The following is an 18,853-nucleotide window of genomic DNA, read 5'->3' on the forward strand; positions in this document are numbered from 1 at the left end:
GCGGACCACGGAATGTGTGCGCGCCGGGGGCGGCGGGCCGGCGCGAGGCCGCCACGCCGCCACCCCCCGGCAACGGGTGGTGCGGTGGTGCTGCGGATTGAGGTGCGGAGGTCAGCCGTTGGCGAGGCTCTTGGGCCGCATGTCGGTCCAGTTGGTCTCCACGTACGTGAGGCATTCCTCGCGCGGCCGGTCCGCCAGGACGACGCTCCAGCCGGCCGGCACCTCGTTGGTGGCGGGCCACAGCGAGTGCTGTCCCTCGTCGTTCACCAGCACGCTGTAGGAACGGTCGGACTGCTCAAAGGGGTTGGACATGGTCTTCGGCCTCTCGGTGTGGGGTGGGTGCGGTGGCCCGTGCGGGGCCGCCGCGAGGGGAATCCGCGGCGCGCGGCCGGGTCACGGGGTGGCGGTGCTCCGCTCCAGCTCGGCGAGGATCCGCTCCTCGACCTCGATGGCCGTCCCGGCGATCGTGGGCCGGTCGAAGAGGGTGCGGGGCGAGATGTCGGTGCCGAAGGCCGCGTTGATCCGCGATGCCAGCCGCACCGCGAGCAGTGAATCGCCGCCCGCCTCGAAGAAGTTGTCGTGCACGCCGACGCGTTCGACGCCGAGGAGTTCCTGCCAGATGTCGGCCAGGGCCTCCTCGGTGACGGTGGCCGGCGGCTCGTAGGCGGTGCCGGTCGCCACCTGCTGCGGCGGCTCGGGCAGCGCCCGCCGGTCGACCTTGCCGCTGGGGGTCAGCGGCAGCGCGTCAAGGCCGAGGAAGACGGCCGGCACCATGTACTCCGGCAGCGTCGTCAGCAGGTGCTCGCGCAGTTCGGCGGTGTGCGGCTCGCTCCAGTCCGGCGCCACCACATGGCCGACGAGGACGGTGCGGTCGGCGTCCGTGTGGGCCACGACCGCCGCGTCCGCGATCCGCGGGTGGGTGACGAGCGCCGCCTCGATCTCCCCGGTCTCGATCCGGAAGCCGCGGATCTTGACCTGGCCGTCGGCCCGCCCGAGGTACTCCACCGTGCCGTCCGTACGCCACCGCGCCAGGTCGCCCGAGCGGTACATGCGCTCCCCCGGCTCGCCGAACGGGTCGCGCACGAAGCGCTCCTCGGTCAGCTCCGGCCGGTTCAGGTAGCCCCGGGCCAGTCCGGCGCCCGCCACATGGAGTTCACCGGTGACCCCGGCCGGGACCGGCGCGCCGGTCTCGTCCAGGAGCAGCACCCGGTAGCCGGGCAGCGGACGCCCGATGGGCATGGGGCCGCCCGCGTGGACGTGCTCCGCCGTGATCTCCTGGTGGGTCACGTACACGGTGGCCTCGGTCGGCCCGTACATGTTGACCAGCCGCGCCGCCCCGGTGCCGTACCGCTCGAACCAGGCCGTCAGGTGCTTGGGCTCCAGCGCCTCACCGGCCAGGACGACCCAGCGCAGGTCCGGCAGTGCCGGTCCGTCGGAGGCGGCCGCGCTCTCTACCAGGGCGCGGAACATCGACGGCGTCTGGCTCAGAACGGTGACGCCCTCGGCACGCAGCATCGCCCAGGTCGCAGCCGGATTCTGCGCCCAGTCCTGCGGGACGACGACCACCCGGCCGCCGGAGGTCAGGCAGCCCCACATCTCCCATACGGAGACGTCGAACGCGTACGAGTGGAAGACCGTCCACACATCATCCGTGCCGAAGCCGAACCGCGGCCGCGTGTTCTCCAGCAGGTTCAGCACCGTGCGGTGCTCGATCGCCACGCCCTTGGGGCGGCCGGTGGAACCCGATGTGTAGATCACGTACGCCAGGTCCTCGCCGGTCACCGCCACCGGGGGCGCCGACACGGGCAGTCGGGAGATGGCCGGCCGGTCGGCGTCGAGGTCCACGACCCGCAGCCCGTCGACGTCCAGCCGATCCTGGGTGCCGTGGTGCGTCACAAGGACCGTGGCGCCCGAGTCGCGCAGCATGTACTCCAGGCGGTCGGTCGGGTAGGCGGAGTCCAGCGGCACATAGGCGGCGCCCGACTTCATGATGCCGAGCAGTCCGACGAGCAGCTGTACGCCGCGCTCGGCGGCGAGAGCCACCAGTTGACCGGGTCCGGCTCCCAACGTGGCCAGGTGGTGGGCCAGTTGGTTGGCCCGCTCGTCCAACTCCCGGTAGCTCAACGACTCTTGGCCGAATGTCACCGCCGTGGTGTCCGGTGTGGCGGCCGCCTGCTCGGCGACCCGCTCGTGCACGCCGCCGGCCGTGGCCGACGCCCCACCAGTGGCGTTCCACTCGTGCACCACCCGGTCGAACTCGCCGTCCGACAGCATGGGCACCGCCGCCACGGTCCGCTCCGGGTCCGCGACGATCCCCGCAAGCAGCGCGTTGAAGTGTCCCGCCATCCGCTCGATGGTCCGCGCGTCGAACAGGTCGGCGTCGTAGGCCAGCGTGTAGGAGAACTCCTCCTCTGCGTAGGCGAGCAGGTTCAGCGGGAAGTTGGTGACGTCCATGCCCCGCAGGTCCCGCATCCGCAGGCCCTGGGCCGCCGTCGCCTGCTCGTCCATCGGGTAGTTCTCGAAGACGACCAGGCTCTCGAAGAGGTTGGTGCCGCGCTCGACGCCGCTCCAGCCCTGGACCTGTCCCAGCGGTACGAACTCGTAGTCGCGGGCCTCGACCTGGTCGCTCTGCAGCCTGCTCAGCCACTGTGCCACCGGGGCCCCGCCGTCGACCTCGACGCGGGCCGGCAGCGTGTTGATCAGCATGCCCGCGATGGAGTCGGCCTCGGCCAGCTCCGTCGGACGGCCGGAGACCGTGGCGCCGAAGACCACGTCGCGCTCGCCGGCGTAGCGGGAGAGCAGCAGCGCCCAGGCGCCCTGCGCCAGGGTGTTGACCGTCAGCCGGTGCCTGCGGGCGAAGTCGAACAGCTCCCGCGACTCCTGCCGGGTCAGCCCGCCGGTCAGCCGGCTGGTGGACCGGGTGGTGTGGCTCGCCCGCGGACGCCGGTCGTACGGCAGCGCCGTCGCCTCGGTGAACCCGGACAGCAGCCCCCGCCAGTACTTCTCGGCCTGTTCGAGGTCCTGCTCCGCCAGCCACTCCACGTACGCCCGCAGCGGCCGGCGCACCGGCAGCGCGGGTGCCTCGCCCGCGGCCAGCGCCGCGTAGGCGCTGATGACCTCGGTGAGCACGCTGAAGGTGCTCCAGCCGTCGAGCAGCAGGTGGTGGAAGGAGCCGGCCAGCCGTACGGCGGTGTCGGAGACGCGGATCAGGGCCAGCCGCAGCAGCGGCGGGGCCGACAGGTCCAGGCCTTCGGCACGGGCCGCGGCCAGATGCTGCTCCAGCGCCCGCTCCTGTTCCGGCTCGGACAGGTGTCGCCAGTCGAGCCGGGTGATCGGGAGTTCGGTGTGGCGGTGGATCACCATCAGGGGGCGCTCCACCTGCTCCCAGACCACCGAGCCGCGCAGCACCTCCAGGTGGTCGGCCACCGTCTGCCAGGCGCGGGCCAGCAGGTCCACGTCCGACACCCCGTCGAACACGCAGGTCAGCTGCTCGAAGTAGGTCGGTGACTCGGGGTTGGCCAGCGTGTGGAAGAGCATGCCGGCCTGCATCGGCGTCAGCGGGAAGACGTCCTCCACCGCGCGCCCGTCGCCCACGATCCGGTCGACCGCTGCCTGGTCGAGACCGGCCAGCGGGAAGTCGGAGGGCGTGGCGCCGCCGCTGCCCTCGTCCAGGCAGTGCCCGATGAGCTCGCGCAGCGCCGTCAGGAACTCCCCGGCGAGCCGCTCGACCGTGGCGGAGCTGTGGTTGCCGGGCGAGTGGATCCAGTCGATCCGCAACTCGCCGTCGTTGACGGCGGCCACGATGTCCATCAGGTGCGGGCGGTCGAGATCGGGCGCCTGGTCCCGGCCGAGCCCGGCCAGCCGCCTGCGCACCAGGCCGTCCTGGCTGGTCGAACCGTCCCACTGGCCAAGGTAGTTGAAGCTGATCTGCGGTCCCGTGCCGTCGGCCGGCAGCCGGCTCGGGCCGTCCGCGCCGGGCAGGTGACGCAGCGCGCCGTGGCCCAGGCCCCGGCCCGGGACGGCCCGGAGCCGCTCCTTGACCGACTTCAGCGCCGGGCCCCAGTCGTCGGCCGGTACGTCCAGGGAGACCGGGTAGACGGTGGTGAACCAGCCGAGCGTGCGGGACAGGTCGATGTCCTCGAACAGGTCCTCGCGGCCGTGCCCTTCGAGCGCGATGGTGACCGGCGAGCCGGCCCACTGGCGCAGGACCCGGCCCAGCGCCGTGAGCAGCACGTCGTTGATCTGGGTGCGGTAGACCGACGGCACCCGCTGGAGCAGTGCCCTGGTCTGCGCCCGGTCCAGGTGTACGGACGCCACCGCCGAGCTGCCGAACGTGTTGGGAGCCTCGCCGTCGCGGGGTATCGCGTGGTGCTGTTCGACGCTCTGCCAGTACGGCAGTTCGTGGTCGAAGCCGCCGGAGCGCGCATGGTCCGCGAGCCGGGCCGCCCACTGCTTGTAACTGCTGGACTTGGCCCCGAGGTCGGCGCCACGGCCCTCGGCGAGCTGGGCGTACGCGGTCGCCAGGTCTTCCAGGAGCACCCGCCAGGAGACGCCGTCCATGACGAGGTGGTGCGCGGTCAGGAAGAGGCGGGGCAGCCGGCCCGCGCCCAGGCGGAAGAAGACGCCCTTGAGCAGGGCGGCGGACTCCAGGTCCAGCGAGCGCTGGGCGGCGAGGGCCGCCTCGTCCAGAGCGCGGGTCTGCTCGCTCTCGCCGAGGGCGGAGATGTCCCGTACCGCAAGGAGCAGGTCCGGGGTCTCGTCGCTGTACTCCTGGGTCCAGCCGTCCCGGTCGTGGACGTAGCGCATCCGCAGGGCGTCGTGGTGGGCGGTGACCGCGGCGAGCGCCCGTTCCAGGACGGCGGTGTCGGTGTCGGGGGCCAGTTCGGCCTGGACGGACATGGCGTACTGGTCCGGGGCCTCGGGGTGGTCCGCGAAGAACCGGGCCTGGATGGGGGTGAGTTCGACGCTGCCGGTGACCGCGGCGGGTGTCACCGGGGCGTCGGCGAGGGGGGTGACGGCGGGGGCGAGGGCGGCAAGGCTCTGGTGGACGAAGAGCAGCTTGGAGGTGAGCTGGAGGCCGGCCTGGCGGGCCCGTGAGACGACCTGGATGGACAGGATGGAGTCGCCGCCGAGGTCGAAGAAGTTGTCGTGGATGCCGACGCGTTCGACGCCCAGCACCTCTGCCCACACCTCGGCGAGCGCCGCTTCGACGGCGTTGCGCGGGGCGGTGTAGTCCGAGCCGGGCCGGCCGGCCCGGATCTCGGGCTCCGGCAGCGCGCGCCGGTCCACCTTGCCGTTCGAGGTGAGCGGCAGTTTCTCCAGCGGTACGAAGACGGCGGGGGTCATGTAGTCGGGCAGCGACAGGGCGAGGTGGGCGCGGAGTTCGCCGGTGGTCACCTCGCGGTCGCCGACCACATAGGCCACCAGGCGGCGGTGGCCCCGGTCGCCCTGATGGGCCACCACCACGGCGTCCGTGAGGTCCGGGTGGGTCTTGAGCGCGCTCTCGACCTCGCCGAGTTCGATGCGGAAGCCGCGGATCTTGACCTGTCCGTCGGTGCGGCCGAGGAACTCCAGGACGCCGTCGGACCGCCGGCGGGCCAGGTCGCCCGAGCGGTACATCCGGGTGCCACTCTCGCCGTAGGGGTCCGCGACGAAGTGCGCGGCCGTCAGGCCCGGCCGGTTGAGGTAGCCGCGGGCCAGTCCGGGCCCGGCGATGTAGAGCTCGCCCGGCACGCCGACCGGCGCGGGCTCCAGGGTCTCGGTGAGCACATAGACCCGGGTGTTGCCGATCGGGGTGCCCAGCGGCACCGGGGCCGCTGGGTCGAGGCCCGGGCCCAGTGCGTGGGTGGTGGTCAGCGAGGTGGCCTCGGTCGGCCCGTAGCCGTTGCTCAGCTCCAGCGCCGGGTGCACCGCGAGCAGCCGGGCGCAGTGCTCGGGCGAGACCTTGTCGCCGCCGGCGACGAGCTGGCGCAGACCGCTCAGCGCGGTGGGGTCGTCGTCCACGACCTGGTGGAACAGGCCCGCGGTGATGGCCAGATGCGTGACTTCGTGGTCCTTGAGGAAGCTGCCGAGCTCGCTGCCGGTGGGCGCGGACGGCGGGTGGACGGCCAGCCGCGCGCCGTTGAGCAGCGCCGACCACACCTCCAGGGTGGAGGCGTCGAAGGACACGGACGCGAACTGGGCGACCACGTCACCGGGCCGTACGTCGACCACTCCGGACTCGTGGATCAGGCGCACCACGGCACGGTGCGAGGTCATCACGCCCTTGGGGGCGCCGGTGGAGCCGGAGGTGTAGATGACGTACGCGAGGTGGTCCGGGCGCACGGCGGCCTCGGGGGCGGTGGCCGGGTGGTGCGCCGACTCCTCGCCGTCCGGAGTCACGTCGACGAGGCGGGCCTCGGTCTCGGGCAGCCGGTCGTGCAGGTGCCGCTGGGTGACAAGGAGCCGGACACCGGCGTCCTTGAGCATGTAGGCGAGCCGGTCGGCCGGGTACTCCGGGTCGAGCGGCACGTAGGCGGCGCCCGCCTTGAGGACGGCGAGCAGCGCCACCACGCTCTGGGCGCCGCGCTCCATGCACAGGCCGACGAGCACGTCGGGGCCCGCGCCCTGCTCCGCCAGGTGGTGGGCGAGCCGGTTGGCGCGCTGGTCGAGCTCGCGGTAGGTCAGCTTCTCCGCGCCGTACGAGAGAGCCACGGCGTCGGGGTGGCGGGCCACCTCGGCGGCGAACAGCTCGGGCAGCGCCGCGTCCGGCAGCTCGTGGGCGGTGTCGTTCCAGGTGTGCAGGACCTCCTGGGACTCGGCGTCGCCGAGCATCGGCAGCGCCGCGACGGCCCGTTCGGGCGCGGTGGCCGCGGCGCCGAGCAGCACGTTGAGGTGTCCGGCGAGGCGGGCGACGGTGGCCTCGTCGAACAGCGCGGTGCTGTAGATGATCCGGCCGGTGAGGTCCGCGCCCGACTCGGCGAACTCGATGGTCAGGTCGAAGGGGGCCGCCACCCGGTGCACGGGGTGGTCGCGGACCTCGATGCCGGGCAGCACCACCGCGTCGTTCGAGGCGTTCTGGAGTACGACCATGGTCTGGATCAGCGGCGTGCGGCTGGTGTCCCGCTCCGTCTGCGCCATCTCGACCAGCCGCTCGAACGGCACGTCCTCGTGGGCGAACGCCTCCAGGACGGTCTCCTTGACCTGGTCGAGGAAGGCCCCGAAGGACTGCTGCGGGTCGACCTCGGAGCGCAGGACCACGGTGTTGACCAGGAACCCGATGAGCTGTTCCAGGTCGCGGTGGCCACGGCCCGAGGAGGCGGTGCCGACCGCGATGTCGCGCTGCCCGGAGTAGCGGGCGAAGACCGCCTTGACCGCGGCGGTCAGCACCATGAACAGCGTGGCACCGCGGGCCCCGGCCAGTTCCTTGACCCGGGCGAGGGTCGCGGCCGGCACCTCGAAGGCGTACTCGGCGCCCGCGGTGGAGCGCACCACCGGGCGGGGCCGGTCGGTCGGCAGTTCCAGCGGGGTGATGCCCGCCAACCGCTCGCGCCACCAGTCCAGTTGGCGGCCAAGGAGGCCGCCGCCCTCCAGGCGCCCGCGCTGCCAGGCGGCGAAGTCCGCGTACTGCACGGGGACTCCGGCCAGGGTGGCGGGGCGCCCGAGCGCCCGGGCCGCGTACAGCTCGCCGAGTTCCCTGGCGACCACGCCCATCGACCAGCCGTCGGTCACGATGTGGTGCATCCCCAGGACGCAGACGTACTCGTCGGCGGAGAGCGCGACCAGGAAGACGCGGACCAGCGGGCCGCCCTGGAGGTCGTAGGGCCGGGTCACCTCGGCGCGCACCAGCTCGCGCAGCCGCTCCTCGCGCAGGTCGGCGGCGACGGTGGTGAGGTCGGCGGTCCGCCACTGCGGTTCCAGGGCCGGGTGGATCACCTGGACGCCCCGGCCGCCGACCACGCCGAAGGTGGTGCGCAGTGATTCGTGGCGCTCCACCAGGTCGCGCACGGCGCCGAGCAGGGCCTCGGGGTTCAGTTCGCCGGTCAGCCGCAGCCCCAGGGCGGTGTGGTACTCGGCGCTCCCCGGGTCGAAGTCCTCCAGGAACCACAGGCGTTGCTGCCCGTAGGACATCGGCAGTTCGTCCTCGCGGGAGACCACCGGGATCGGGGCGTCGCCCGCCTGCTCGGCCGTGGCGACCGAGGCGGCCAGCGAGGCGACGGTCGGGGTGTCGAACAGGACGCGCGGCGAGAGCTTGATGCCCAGCGCCTTGCGCATCCGGGAGACCGCGCGTACGGAGAGGATCGAGTTGCCGCCCAGGGCGAAGAAGTCGTCGTCCACGCCGAAGCTGTCGACGCCCAGCACGTCGGCCCACACGCCGGCGATGGCCTCCTCGACGGCGTTGCGCGGCGGGGGGGGGGGGGGGGGGGGGGGGGGGCCGCCCCGGCGGGCGGGGGCGGGGGGGGGGGGGCGGGGGGGGGGGCGGGGGGGGGGGGGGGGGGGGGGGGGGGGGGGGGGGGGGGGGGGGTACGCCCCCCCCCCCGGCGCGCCCCCGCGCGGGGGGGGCGGGGGCCGCCCCCCCCCCCCCCCCCCCCCCCCCCCCCCCCCCCCCGGCCGGGTCGGGCAGCGCCCTGCGGTCGACCTTGCCGTTGGGGGTGAGCGGCAGGGTGTCGAGCACCACGATCGCGGAAGGCACCATGTAGTCGGGCAGGCTCGCGGCGAGGTGGGTCCTGATGTCCTCCGCCGTGGGGCGCGCGGCGCCGAGCGGGGAGACGTAGGCGAGCAGGTTGGTGTTGTGGGTGACGACCACGGCCTGCGCGAGGTCCGGGTGCTGGACCAACGCGCTCTCGATCTCGCCGAGTTCGATGCGGAAGCCGCGGACCTTGACCTGGTCGTCCGCGCGGCCCAGGTACTCCAGCGTGCCGTCGGCCCGCCAGCGGGCCACGTCTCCGGTGCGGTACATCCGGCGGCCCGGCTCGCCGAACGGGTTGGCGACGAACCGCTCCGCGGTCAGGGCGGCCCGGCCGTGGTAGCCGCGGGCAAGACCGGCGCCGGCGATGTAGAGCTCGCCCCGGACTCCGGCGGGCACCGGGCGCAGGGCGTCGTCCAGGACGTAGACCTGCGTGTTGGCGATCGGCGCGCCGATCGGCGGCACCGCGCCGCCGCTGAGCGGCGCGCTCATGGTCGCGCACACGGTGGTCTCGGTCGGGCCGTACGCGTTGACCATGCGGCGCCCGGCGGACCAGCGCGCCACCAGGTCACCGGTGCTCGCCTCACCGGCGACCACCAGGGTGACACCGGCGGGCAGGCCGCGGCCCTCCGGCAGGACGGCGACGGTAGCCGGGGTCAGCGTGGCGTGGGTGACGCCGTGCCGGGCGGCGTACGCGGCCAGCGGCTCGCCGGGCAGCATGGCGTCCTTGGCGCCCATGACCAGCGCGGCGCCGGTGACCAGGCCCATGCAGATCTCCCAGAACGCAGCGTCGAAGCTGGCGGAGGCGAACTGCAGGATCCGGCTGTCCGGTGTGACGTCGAAGTGCGCGGTCTGGACGGCCGCGAGGTTGCCGATTCCGGCGTGCGAGACGAGCACGCCCTTGGGCCTGCCGGTGGAGCCGGAGGTGTAGATGACGTACGCGAGGTCCTGCGGGGACAGCTCGATGTCGGGTGCGGTGGACGGGTAGCGGTCCTCGTCGCCGGGCTGCGGGTCCGGGGTGACCAGGACGGCGTCGGTGCGCGGCAGCCGGTCGCCGAGGCCCTGGTGCGTCACGACAAGACGCGCGCCGGAGTCCTGGAGCATGTAGGCGAGCCGGCCCGCCGGATAGTCGGCGTCGAGCGGCAGATAGGCGGCGCCCGCCTTCATGATGCCGAGCAGTCCCACCGCCATCGGGGCACCGCGCTCCACGCACAGGCCGATCAGGACGTCCCGGCCGGCGCCGAGCGCGCGCAGCCGGTGCGCGAGGCGGTTGGCTCGCTCGTCCAGCTCCCGGTAGGTCGTCGGGCCGTGCTCGTCGATGACGGCGACGGCGTCCGGGCGGGCCGCGGCATGGGCGGCGAACAGCTCGGGGAAGGTAGCGGTGGGGACCTCGCGGCCGGTGGCGTTCCACTCCCGTACGACCTGGTCGAACTCGCCGTCGGTGAGCATCGGCAGCGCCGAGACGGCGCGCCCGGGGTCGGCGGCGGCGCCCGCCAGCAGAACGCCGAGATGGCCGGCGAGCCGGGCGATGGTGGCCCGGTCGAAGAGGGCGGTGCTGAAGTGGATGCGCGCCGTCGGCCGTGCCGAGTCGGTGAACTCCAGCGCGAGGTCCAGCGGATCGAACGGCGCCGGGGTCCCGTCGCTGTCCTCCCGCACCACGACCATGGCCTGGACGAACGGGGTGACGCTGGTGTCCTGCTGCGGAGCCAGCGCGTCGACCAGCCGCGCGAGCGGGACGCCGTCATGGCCGAAGGCGGCCCGCACCGTCTCCTTGGCCCGGGCGACCAGTTCGCCGAACGAGGCCGCCGCCTCGACCCGGCCGCGCAGCACGACGGTGTGCCCGCTGCGCGGGGAGAGCGTGCCGACGGCGATGTCGTCCTGGCCCGAGTAGCGGGTGAACAGCGCCTGCACGGCGGCCACGAGGACCTCGTGTCCGGTGGCCTCGAAGCGCCCGGCCAGTTCGCGTACGGCGGTGGCCAGGGCGGGCTGGACATCGATGTCGTACGTCGCCGTTTCGGCCGACCGCACGACGGGGCGCTGACGGTCCGTCGGCAGTTCGAGGGGAGCGATCCCCGCCAACCGCTGCCGCCAGAATTCAACGTGCTGGGAGAGCTCCCAGCCGGCCGACGCTGCAGCGCGAGTCACGCTGTACCTCCAGGAATTGACGGACTCCGGCGCGAAGCGCCCCCCTGCCTGCGGCCGGGTCGGGCTGCCGAGAAGTCGGAAGAAAGTGGTCAGAACGCGCGGCGGGAAGCCGTCAGGCCGCGGCGTGGATGCGCTTGGCACAGCGCCCGGCGAGCTGCAGGAGCGCGATCGCGCCCGTACCGCCGTCCCGGACGAAGCGTCCGGTGTACGGCGCGGCGTCGGTGTCGATGCGCCGGGCGGTGAAGTTCAGGCTGTCCTGGACGGTGACGTCGGCGACCAGGCCGGTGCGGTCGCTGAGCCGGATGCCGTCGTGGTGGCGCCGGATGGAGAAGACGGTGTCGCCGTTGCCGTAGTCGCCCACGAGCGGTTCGAGGTCACGGGGGTCGGCCGCGGAGGCGGCGGGGTGCGGGGCGGGGACGCCGGGCTCGTAGTCGCCGACGTGGATGCCGAGGGTGCGCAGTTCCCCGACCACGGCGGGCCAGAGGCTGGACCCGGTGGTGGCGTTGGTGGTCAGGGCGACGGCAACGCCCGATTCCGGGTGGAAGCGCAAGTGGGCCGTGCCGCCGTCCACCGTGCCGTCGTGGCCCAGCCAGCGGTTGTCCGCACTGCCGTAGTGGCCGAGGCCCAGGGCCCAGGCGTCGGCCATGCCGAAGGCGTCGGCGCCGGCCACGGCGGTGCGCATCTCGGCGCGCTGCTCGTCCTCCAGGAGGGCGGCGGTCCTCGGGTCGGTGCCCAGGTGCAGCCGCGCGAGCGAGATCAGCTCCTCGGCGCTGCCGTTGAGGCCGCCGGCCGGTGTCCAGGTGGGCGGCAGGAACTGCTCGACGGGGCGCGCCGCCCGCTGTCCGGGCCGGACCGCGTGCCCCTTGGCCAGGGGCCGGGCGGGGCGCTCGGGGCTGTGGTCGATGTACGGGTCGACGCCCAGCGGGCGCAGCAGGAAGTCCTGCAGCGCGTCGCGCCACTTCAGGGCGGTGACCTCCTCGACCAGCCGGCCCAGGATGTTGTAGCCGGTGTTGGAGTACGAGAAGGAGTTCCCGGGGCGGTCGAGCAGCGGGAGCCGGGCGACGCTTGTCGCGTACCGGAGCAGGGACCGCTCGTCGGGGTCGTCCAGTTCGTGGTCGGCCACCAGGCCGCTGGTGTGGCTGAGGAGCTGGCGGGGGGTGATCGAAGCGAGCCGGGCGTCCGCCGGGTCGCGGAATTCCGCCAGGACTTCGCAGACCGGCTCGTCCAGCTCCAAGTCGCCGTCGGAGACGAGCTGGAGGACCAGCGTCGCGGCGAAGACCTTGCTCACGGAGCCGTAGGCGAATGGCGTACGGGGGTCCACCGCACGGGGTTCGCCATAGCATTCGAATCCGGCGACCGCACTCACGGTTTCGGCACCGGTGTACACGGCGAGCTGCGCCCCGGGGACGGCATGGGTGTCCGCCAGTTCCCCTAATAGGCTCGCAAGGTGCCGTGCTTCCATGACTTCCCCCATCAGTTGACCGATCGGCGATACCTCCGCCAGTACGGCTACCCGCACCATCAGGGGTGCGGGTAGCCGTACCTCTCAATCCTTGATCGTCGTCCCAGCCCAGGGCAAGCCGTTTCCCTGGGAGGAAAAAGCCCAGGTCAAAGGCCATCTGAAGGGCGCGGAAGCAGATGAGGCGACATGTTGGCCCTTTAGGGTGACGGCATGTCAGCCACCCGTTACGCCTACCTCGGTCCGGAGGGCACCTTCACCGAGGCCGCGCTCCGTACGCTTCCGGAAGCGGCCACCCGCGAACTCGTCCCCATGGTGTCGGTCAGCGCCGCGCTCGACGCCGTACGCGGCGGCGAGGCCGCGGCCGCCCTCGTGCCGATCGAGAACTCGGTGGAGGGCGGCATCACCACCACGCTCGACGAACTCGCCGACGGCGAACCGCTGATGATCTACCGCGAGGTGCTGCTCCCCATCACCTACGCGCTGCTGGTACGCCCCGGTACCCGCCTGTCCGACATCAAGACGGTGACGGGCCACCCGGTCGCCCAGCCCCAGGTGCGCGACTGGCTCGCCGCGAAGCTGCCGGACGCCCGGTGGGCGTCGGCGCCCTCCAACGGGGACGGGGCGCGGCTGGTGCGGGAGGGGCGCCACGACGCCGCGTTCGCGGGCGAGTTCGCCGCGCCGGCGTACGGACTGGAGGCGCTGGTCACCCAGATCCACGACGCGGCGAACGCCGAGACCCGCTTCGTCCTGGTGGGCCGCTCGGCGCGACCGTCGCCGCCGACCGGCGCCGACCGCACCTCGCTGATCGTGTGGCTGGACGACGACCGTTCGGGCGCCCTGCTCGAACTGCTCCAGGAACTCGCGGTGCGCGGGGTGAACCTGATGCTGATCCAGTCCCGGCCGACGGGCGCGGGGATCGGCAACTACTGGTTCGCCGTGGACGCCGAGGGCCACATCAGCGAACCCCGGGTCACCGAGGCCCTGATGGGGCTGCGGCGCTGGGTCCCCAAGCTGCGCTTCCTCGGCTCCTATCCGCGGGCGGGGGTGACTCCGGTGGACGTACCCGCACTGCGGCCCGGCACGAGTGACCGCGAGTTCGTGGCGGCGGCGGACTGGCTGGCGCGCATCCAGGACGGCCGGCCCTGAGGCGAGTCGCCAGGGCCTGTGTCAAGCCCCGCCCGGACCAGGCCGCGGGCCGGATCCGCCGCCCCTGATCACGGCCGGACCGCCCTGATCCGGGCGGGCCGTCCCGGCCTCAGGCCGGCTCGCCCCGCAGATGGGCGAGCACGGCGAGCACCCGCCGGTTGCCGTCGCTGGGCCCGAGGTTGAGCTTCATGAAGATGTTGCTGGAGTGCTTGACCACGGAGGCCTCGGTCACACTCAACCGCCGGGCGATCAGCTGGTTGTTGAGGCCCTCCGCCATCAGCGCGAGGACCTCGCGCTCGCGCGGGGTGAGCTGGCGCAGCGGCCGGCTCGCCGTCTGCTGGGCGAGCAGCACGCGCACCACCTCGGGGTCGATGACGGTCTGGCCGTCCGCGACCCGTTGCAGGGCGTCCAGGAACTCGGAGACCTCCCCCACCCGGTCCTTGAGCAGATACCCGAGGCCGGCCGCCTCCCGGCCGTCACCGCTGAGCAGTTGGGTGGCGTACGCGGTCGCGACGTACTGGGAGAGCACCAGGACCGGCAGCCGGTCGTGGCGGGCCCGCAGCTCCAGCGCGGCCTTGAGCCCCTCGTCCCGGAATCCGGGCGGCATCCGGACGTCGGTGATGACGATGTCCGGAGGCCGCTCGTCGACAGCGCGGGCCAGCGCCTCGGCGTCGCCGACCGCGGCGATCACCTCATGGCCGCCGCGGGTGAGGAGTTCGACCAGTCCGGCGCGCAGCAGCACGGCGTCCTCGGCCAGCACTACCCGGAGCACGGCACCTCCACTCGAAGCTGGGTGGGACCGCCCTTGGGGCTGGACACCACCAGCCGACCCTTGAGAATCGCCATACGGTCCGCCAATCCCGACAGCCCGGTTCCCCCGGCGGGGTCCGCGCCACCGTGTCCGTCATCGGTGATCAGCAGGATAAGCCGGTCGTTCACATACCTGCCGACGACCGCGACCTGGGAAGCGCCGCTGTGCTTGGCCGCGTTGGTCAGTGCTTCCGTCACGGTGAAGTACGCCGTGCTCTCCACCATGCCGGGCAGCCGGTGCGGCAGGTCGATGTCGACCGTGACGGGCAGCGGGTGGCCCATCGCGACCTCCGCCACCGCGGCGGCGAGCCCGTGGTCGGTCAGCACCTGCGGGTGGATGCCGCGGACGAGCCTGCGCAGCTCGTCCAGCGCCTGTCGGGCCTCGCGGCGGGCCCGGGTGACGAGCTCGGCGGCCGCGGAGTCGCTCTCCCCCATCTCCATCCGGGCCAGCCCCAAGGTCATGGTGAGCGCGACCAGTTGCTGCTGGGCGCCGTCGTGCAGATCGCGTTCGATCCGGCGCCGCTCGGCCTCGAAGGCGTCGGCAAGCCGGATGCGGGAGCGGGTGAGTTCGATGACCCGGCTCCGGGACGGCTCGTCGCGCGGGGACAGCAGGAACCAGGCCGTCTTGACCTGCGCGGCCGCGAGCAGGCCCGCCACGTACGCGCACAGCACCAGGCCGAGCAGCCCCAGGCCGCAGAACGGCAGGGCGGCCACCGGGCCGTCGATCGCCTGCCCCGGAATGATCATTACGGCCTCGGGGGCGAGCGCCCAGACGACGACCGGGGTCGCCACCAGCATGCCCGACAGCCCGAGCAGCACCACGAAACCGGCATTCGCTCCGGTGAAGAAGACCGCGAGGATGACGGCATAGCCCAGTTCACGCCATGTTGCGCGTTCTCTCAGCCGTGTTTGCAGCCAGGTTCGCGCACCGGCTCCCGCCAGCGAGCGGTGCGGGTCCGGCGGCGGCACCGGCTCCACCAGCCGCAGGCGCCGGCGCTCCAGGTTGGCGACGGGCAGACCGAACACCATGGTGACCGCCAGGATCACCAGGCCCACCCCGACGACCGAGAGCAGCACCCCGAAGCAGAGCAGCAGGGCAAGGCTCACCAGTACGGCCAGGCCGAGCAGGAAGCCGCCGAACAGAAAGGCCCAGCAGCGCACGGGCCAGCTGGAGGTGAGGAAGCGCAGCGGGTGCCGCTTCATCGCCTCCCACACCGCGGTGCTCGGGGGGTCCTGCTCGGCTGCCCCAAAGGGCTCCGGGGTCTGCCCCGCGGGCGCCCGCTGAGTCCCGCCCGGCCGCCCTGACACGTGTGTAGCCTCCTGCTGAGCCCCGCATGCATGATCTGGGACAACTGTAGTGCGGTGCCCTCGAACGCGTCGGCGGAGCCGGTCGGACCCGGCCCCCGAGGCGCGTTCTCGACGGCCGTCAAGAACAGTTGCGCGGGACGGCGTTGTGAGGGACGCTCACCACCGCGGCTGTCACCGGGGGGTAGCGCAGCGTCGCGTCTCGTCGGCTGCCCGAAGGGGCCCGCGTCACGGCACTCCCGCTCATCAGCGCAGGTCCGCCGACCGGCCGCGCGGTGGGCCGGTCACCAGCCCCGCATCCGTGGGCACCGCACCGGCCGACAGCAGAATGTCCCCACCATCGGAATGGCGCACAGTGAAATCGAGTGAATTGCGACGGTTTTGGAGTCATGACGTACCGTCAAGCGCCGGTAAATGATGCGGAAAGACCCGGCCAGGAGAGCCCGCCCGGCCGGTCCCGGGTCGCCGCGGGGGTCATCTATCTGTCCGTCGGCAGCCTGGTCGGCATCCTCCTGGTTCCGCTGACCATCGCGGAGATGGTGCTGAGAGTGCTCTCCGCGCTCCTCAACGCGCTTCCCCTGCTGGCGACGCTGCTCGTACAGGTCCTCACCAACCTGGTGCGCGGCGTCATGGTGCTGCTCGTCCCGGGGGCCGAGCCGCTGCCGGAGCGGGAGCGGCGGCTGGGCCCGACCCTGGGCAAACTGCGGCAGCGGCTGGGCGGCATGAGCCCGGGGCTGCTCTCCGGACTGCCGCTGCTGCGCGCGGTCGCCGACCTGGAACTGCTCCTCGCGGCCTCGGTGACGCAGGATCCCGCCTCCGCGAGGGGACTTGAATACGCCGTCCCCGAGGAGGGCGAGCCGCGGCACAACGCCTCCGGCTGGGGGGAGTCCGGCTATCTGTGCCTGCTCCTGCTGGGCCTGCTCTGGCTGCTGCCGGTCTTCGCGATGACCCTGCCCGCGGTCGCCTTCATCGCGAGCCTCCCCTTCGGCAGGACCGAGCAACTGGCCTTCGGCGAGGGCACGACGGTCGTCGTCCAGGGCGGTGTCACGCGCCTGTGTGTGGCGGTGGGCGCCGTCGCGCTCTTCGCCGCGCTGGTGATGCTGCTGTTCTGGCTCGGGAAGCTGCGGGCCCGGCTGGTCCGAAGACTGCTCGGCCACATGAACGAGGACGAGCGGCGCCGCCGCGAGGAACTGGCCGAGCGGCAGCGCACCGCGGCCCTGCGCGTCAACGACGCCGACTACCGGCGCATAGAGCGCGATCTGCACGACGGGGCGCAGGCCAGGCTGGCCGTACTGCTGATGCGGATTTCCCATGCCACGCGCCGAAAGGACCGCAGCGCCGAGGATTTGCACGAGCTCCTGGAGGAGACCCACCAGGAGATCGGCAGGGCTCTTGACGAAATCCGCGACCTGGTCCGCGGAATTCAGCCACCGATCCTCAGCGACCGCGGTCTGAACGCCGCCGTCACCGCGCTGACCGAGACCTTCCACGTCCCGGTCCACGTGTCCTCGACACTGGAGCGCCGACCGGCCACCCAGGTGGAATCCACGGCGTATTACATCATCGCGGAGTCCCTCGCGAATGCCGTCAAACACTCCTCGGCCACCTGTATTCACGTGTCCCTGGAGCGGGCCGACAACTGCCTGGTGGTCGTGGTGACCGACAACGGGGTCGGCGGCGCCACGCTGGACGCGGGGACCGGGCTGCGCGGGCTCGTGGACCGCACCGCCGCCCTGCGGGGCAGGCTCGTCCTCACCAGCCCGATCGGTGGCCCCACCACCGCCCGCGCCATCCTCCCCTGGTCGCCAGACGCCCTCTGACCTGGCCTTTTGCCTCCCAGGGAAACAGCTTGCCCTCGGCCGGGTGGACGATCAAGGATTGAGAGGTACGGCTACCCGCACCCCCCTTGGTGCGGGTAGCCGTACTGGCGAAGACGCCGCCGTCCGCCTTTTCATTCTTGCCGTGCCCCGGCGCAGTTCCGCGAGTTCCCGGACCACGCGGCCGCCGCTGGTGCGGGGGACCCGCATTTCAAGAAACGCGGAGATCGCAGTGAACGGAAGAACTGCCGACAGCTCCAGTCCGAGCCCCGATGTCTGGTTCAACTGGAACGCCATGAGGGTGGCGACACCGCAACCGGTGCCGGAGCCCCCCTATTCGGGGATCTTTTTCGATGAGACCCTGCGCGACGGGCTCCAGGCTCCGAACATCCGCAATCCCTCGCTGGAGCAGAAGCTGAGGCTGGTGGACCACATGGCCCGCTCCGGCGTCACCTCCGCGGACCTGGGATTCCCCGGCTCGGACCCGGCCGCGTTACAGAACTGCGTGGAGATCGCCCGGCACATCGTGCGCAGCGGCTACTCGCTCTCCCAGGGGTACGCGGGCCGGACCCACCCCTCGGACATCAACGCGATCTGCGAGATAGCCCAGCGGGTGGGGGTGGCCGTGGACGCGTACATCTTCATCGGCGTCAGCCCCATCCGGCAGTACGTGGAGAACTGGGACGTCCAGCTGATCCAGCGTCACATCCGCGAGTCGGTGGTCGAATGCCGGCGCGGCGGGGCGGAGTTCGTCCTGGTCCTTGAGGACGCGGTGCGGTGCACGCCGGAAGTCCTCGGCCAGGTGTACGACGTCGCCATCGAGACGGGCGTGCGGCGGGTGACCCTGTGCGACACGGTCGGCGCGGCGCTGCCCAGCGGCGTCGAATCGCTCCTGCAGTGGTCCGACCAGTACTTCCGCGAGCGCGGCCACCAGGTCGGCTTCGAGTGGCACGGACACAACGACCGCGGCCTGGCGCTGGCCAATTCCCTGGCCGCCCTCGCCCACGGCTGCCAGCGCGTGCACGGCACGATCCTGGGCATCGGGGAGCGGGCCGGAAACGCCTCCCTCGACCAGCTCATGATCAACAGTCACCTGGACGAGCACGGCCGCTACGACCTGAAGGCGCTGCGCGAGTACTCCGAGTACGCCGCGTCCGTGCTGGGCGTCGAGGTCCCGCAGAACTACCCGGCGCTGGGCCGGGACGTCTTCAAGACCAGTGCCGGAGTGCACGCCTCCGCCATCCTCAAGGCCCATGAGAAGGGCAACGTGCTGGTGAAGGACGCGGTCTACTCCAGCGTCCCGGCCAGCTATCTGGGCCGTGAGCAGGAAGTGCTCATCGACGAGGCCTCCGGTGCGAACAACGTCAAGTACTGGCTGACGGTGCACGGTTACGACAGCGACAACGCCACCTTCATCAAGAACGTGCTGGCGAAGGCGAAGTCGGGCCGTGGTCCCCTGACCGACGAACAGATAAGGCAGATCATTGCGAACGCCGAGTGAAC

General features: G+C 72.4%; 8 protein-coding genes and 1 pseudogene. 3 read left to right on the forward strand and 6 right to left on the reverse strand.

What is annotated here, in order from left to right:
* Positions 1-111: 111 nt before the first annotated feature.
* The 4 genes and pseudogenes from ACIBK6_RS19975 to ACIBK6_RS19990 form a co-directional block, all read right to left on the reverse strand.
* A complete protein-coding gene (locus ACIBK6_RS19975; protein ID WP_399052600.1) occupies positions 112-312 on the reverse strand; it encodes an MbtH family protein in 201 nt (66 codons plus the stop codon).
* Between the two features lie 81 nt (positions 313-393).
* Complete coding sequence (locus ACIBK6_RS19980; protein WP_399052601.1) at positions 394-8,352, reverse strand: amino acid adenylation domain-containing protein; 7,959 nt, start codon at positions 8,350-8,352, stop codon at positions 394-396.
* Positions 8,353-8,677: 325 nt separating this feature from the next.
* Positions 8,678-10,951, reverse strand: a pseudogene (locus ACIBK6_RS19985) (amino acid adenylation domain-containing protein); the annotation flags it as partial.
* Positions 10,923-12,272, reverse strand: a complete 1,350-nt coding sequence (locus ACIBK6_RS19990) for a serine hydrolase domain-containing protein (protein ID WP_399052602.1) — start codon at positions 12,270-12,272, stop codon at positions 10,923-10,925. The gene ACIBK6_RS19990 and the pseudogene ACIBK6_RS19985, both read right to left, overlap by 29 nt.
* A gap of 210 nt (positions 12,273-12,482) precedes the next feature.
* Between ACIBK6_RS19990 and pheA the strand changes: the two genes are divergently transcribed.
* Complete coding sequence (gene pheA / locus ACIBK6_RS19995) at positions 12,483-13,418, forward strand: prephenate dehydratase (protein WP_399052603.1); 936 nt, start codon at positions 12,483-12,485, stop codon at positions 13,416-13,418.
* Between the two features lie 109 nt (positions 13,419-13,527).
* On the opposite strand, the gene ACIBK6_RS20000 is transcribed toward pheA, so the two are convergent.
* Positions 13,528-14,190 (reverse strand): LuxR C-terminal-related transcriptional regulator, encoded by a 663-nt coding sequence (locus ACIBK6_RS20000; RefSeq protein ID WP_399052604.1) that lies wholly within the window; start codon positions 14,188-14,190, stop codon positions 13,528-13,530.
* On the reverse strand, positions 14,178-15,431 hold the full coding sequence (locus ACIBK6_RS20005; protein ID WP_399052605.1) for a sensor histidine kinase: 1,254 nt from the start codon (positions 15,429-15,431) through the stop codon (positions 14,178-14,180). Before ACIBK6_RS20005 ends, ACIBK6_RS20000 begins: the two co-directional genes overlap by 13 nt.
* 491 nt (positions 15,432-15,922) lie before the next feature.
* Between ACIBK6_RS20005 and ACIBK6_RS20010 the strand changes: the two genes are divergently transcribed.
* Positions 15,923-17,353, forward strand: a complete 1,431-nt coding sequence (locus ACIBK6_RS20010) for a sensor histidine kinase (protein WP_399052606.1) — start codon at positions 15,923-15,925, stop codon at positions 17,351-17,353.
* Between the two features lie 229 nt (positions 17,354-17,582).
* Entirely contained in the window at positions 17,583-18,851 is a 1,269-nt protein-coding gene (locus tag ACIBK6_RS20015) for a LeuA family protein (protein WP_399052607.1), read from the forward strand.
* Positions 18,852-18,853 lie beyond the last annotated feature (2 nt).

The organism is Streptomyces sp. NPDC050485, from assembly GCF_044458185.1.
Taxonomy (GTDB): domain Bacteria; phylum Actinomycetota; class Actinomycetes; order Streptomycetales; family Streptomycetaceae; genus Streptomyces.

Excerpts from the sequence above, each read along its gene's own strand:
- ACIBK6_RS19975 (WP_399052600.1), bottom strand. The coding sequence starts at position 312 with ATGTCCAACCCCTTTGAGCAGTCCGACCGTTCCTACAGCGTGCTGGTG.
- ACIBK6_RS19990 (WP_399052602.1), bottom strand. The coding sequence starts at position 12,272 with ATGGAAGCACGGCACCTTGCGAGCCTATTAGGGGAACTGGCGGACACC.
- pheA (WP_399052603.1), top strand. The coding sequence starts at position 12,483 with ATGTCAGCCACCCGTTACGCCTACCTCGGTCCGGAGGGCACCTTCACC.
- ACIBK6_RS20005 (WP_399052605.1), bottom strand. The coding sequence starts at position 15,431 with ATGAAGCGGCACCCGCTGCGCTTCCTCACCTCCAGCTGGCCCGTGCGC.
- ACIBK6_RS20010 (WP_399052606.1), top strand. The coding sequence starts at position 15,923 with ATGACGTACCGTCAAGCGCCGGTAAATGATGCGGAAAGACCCGGCCAG.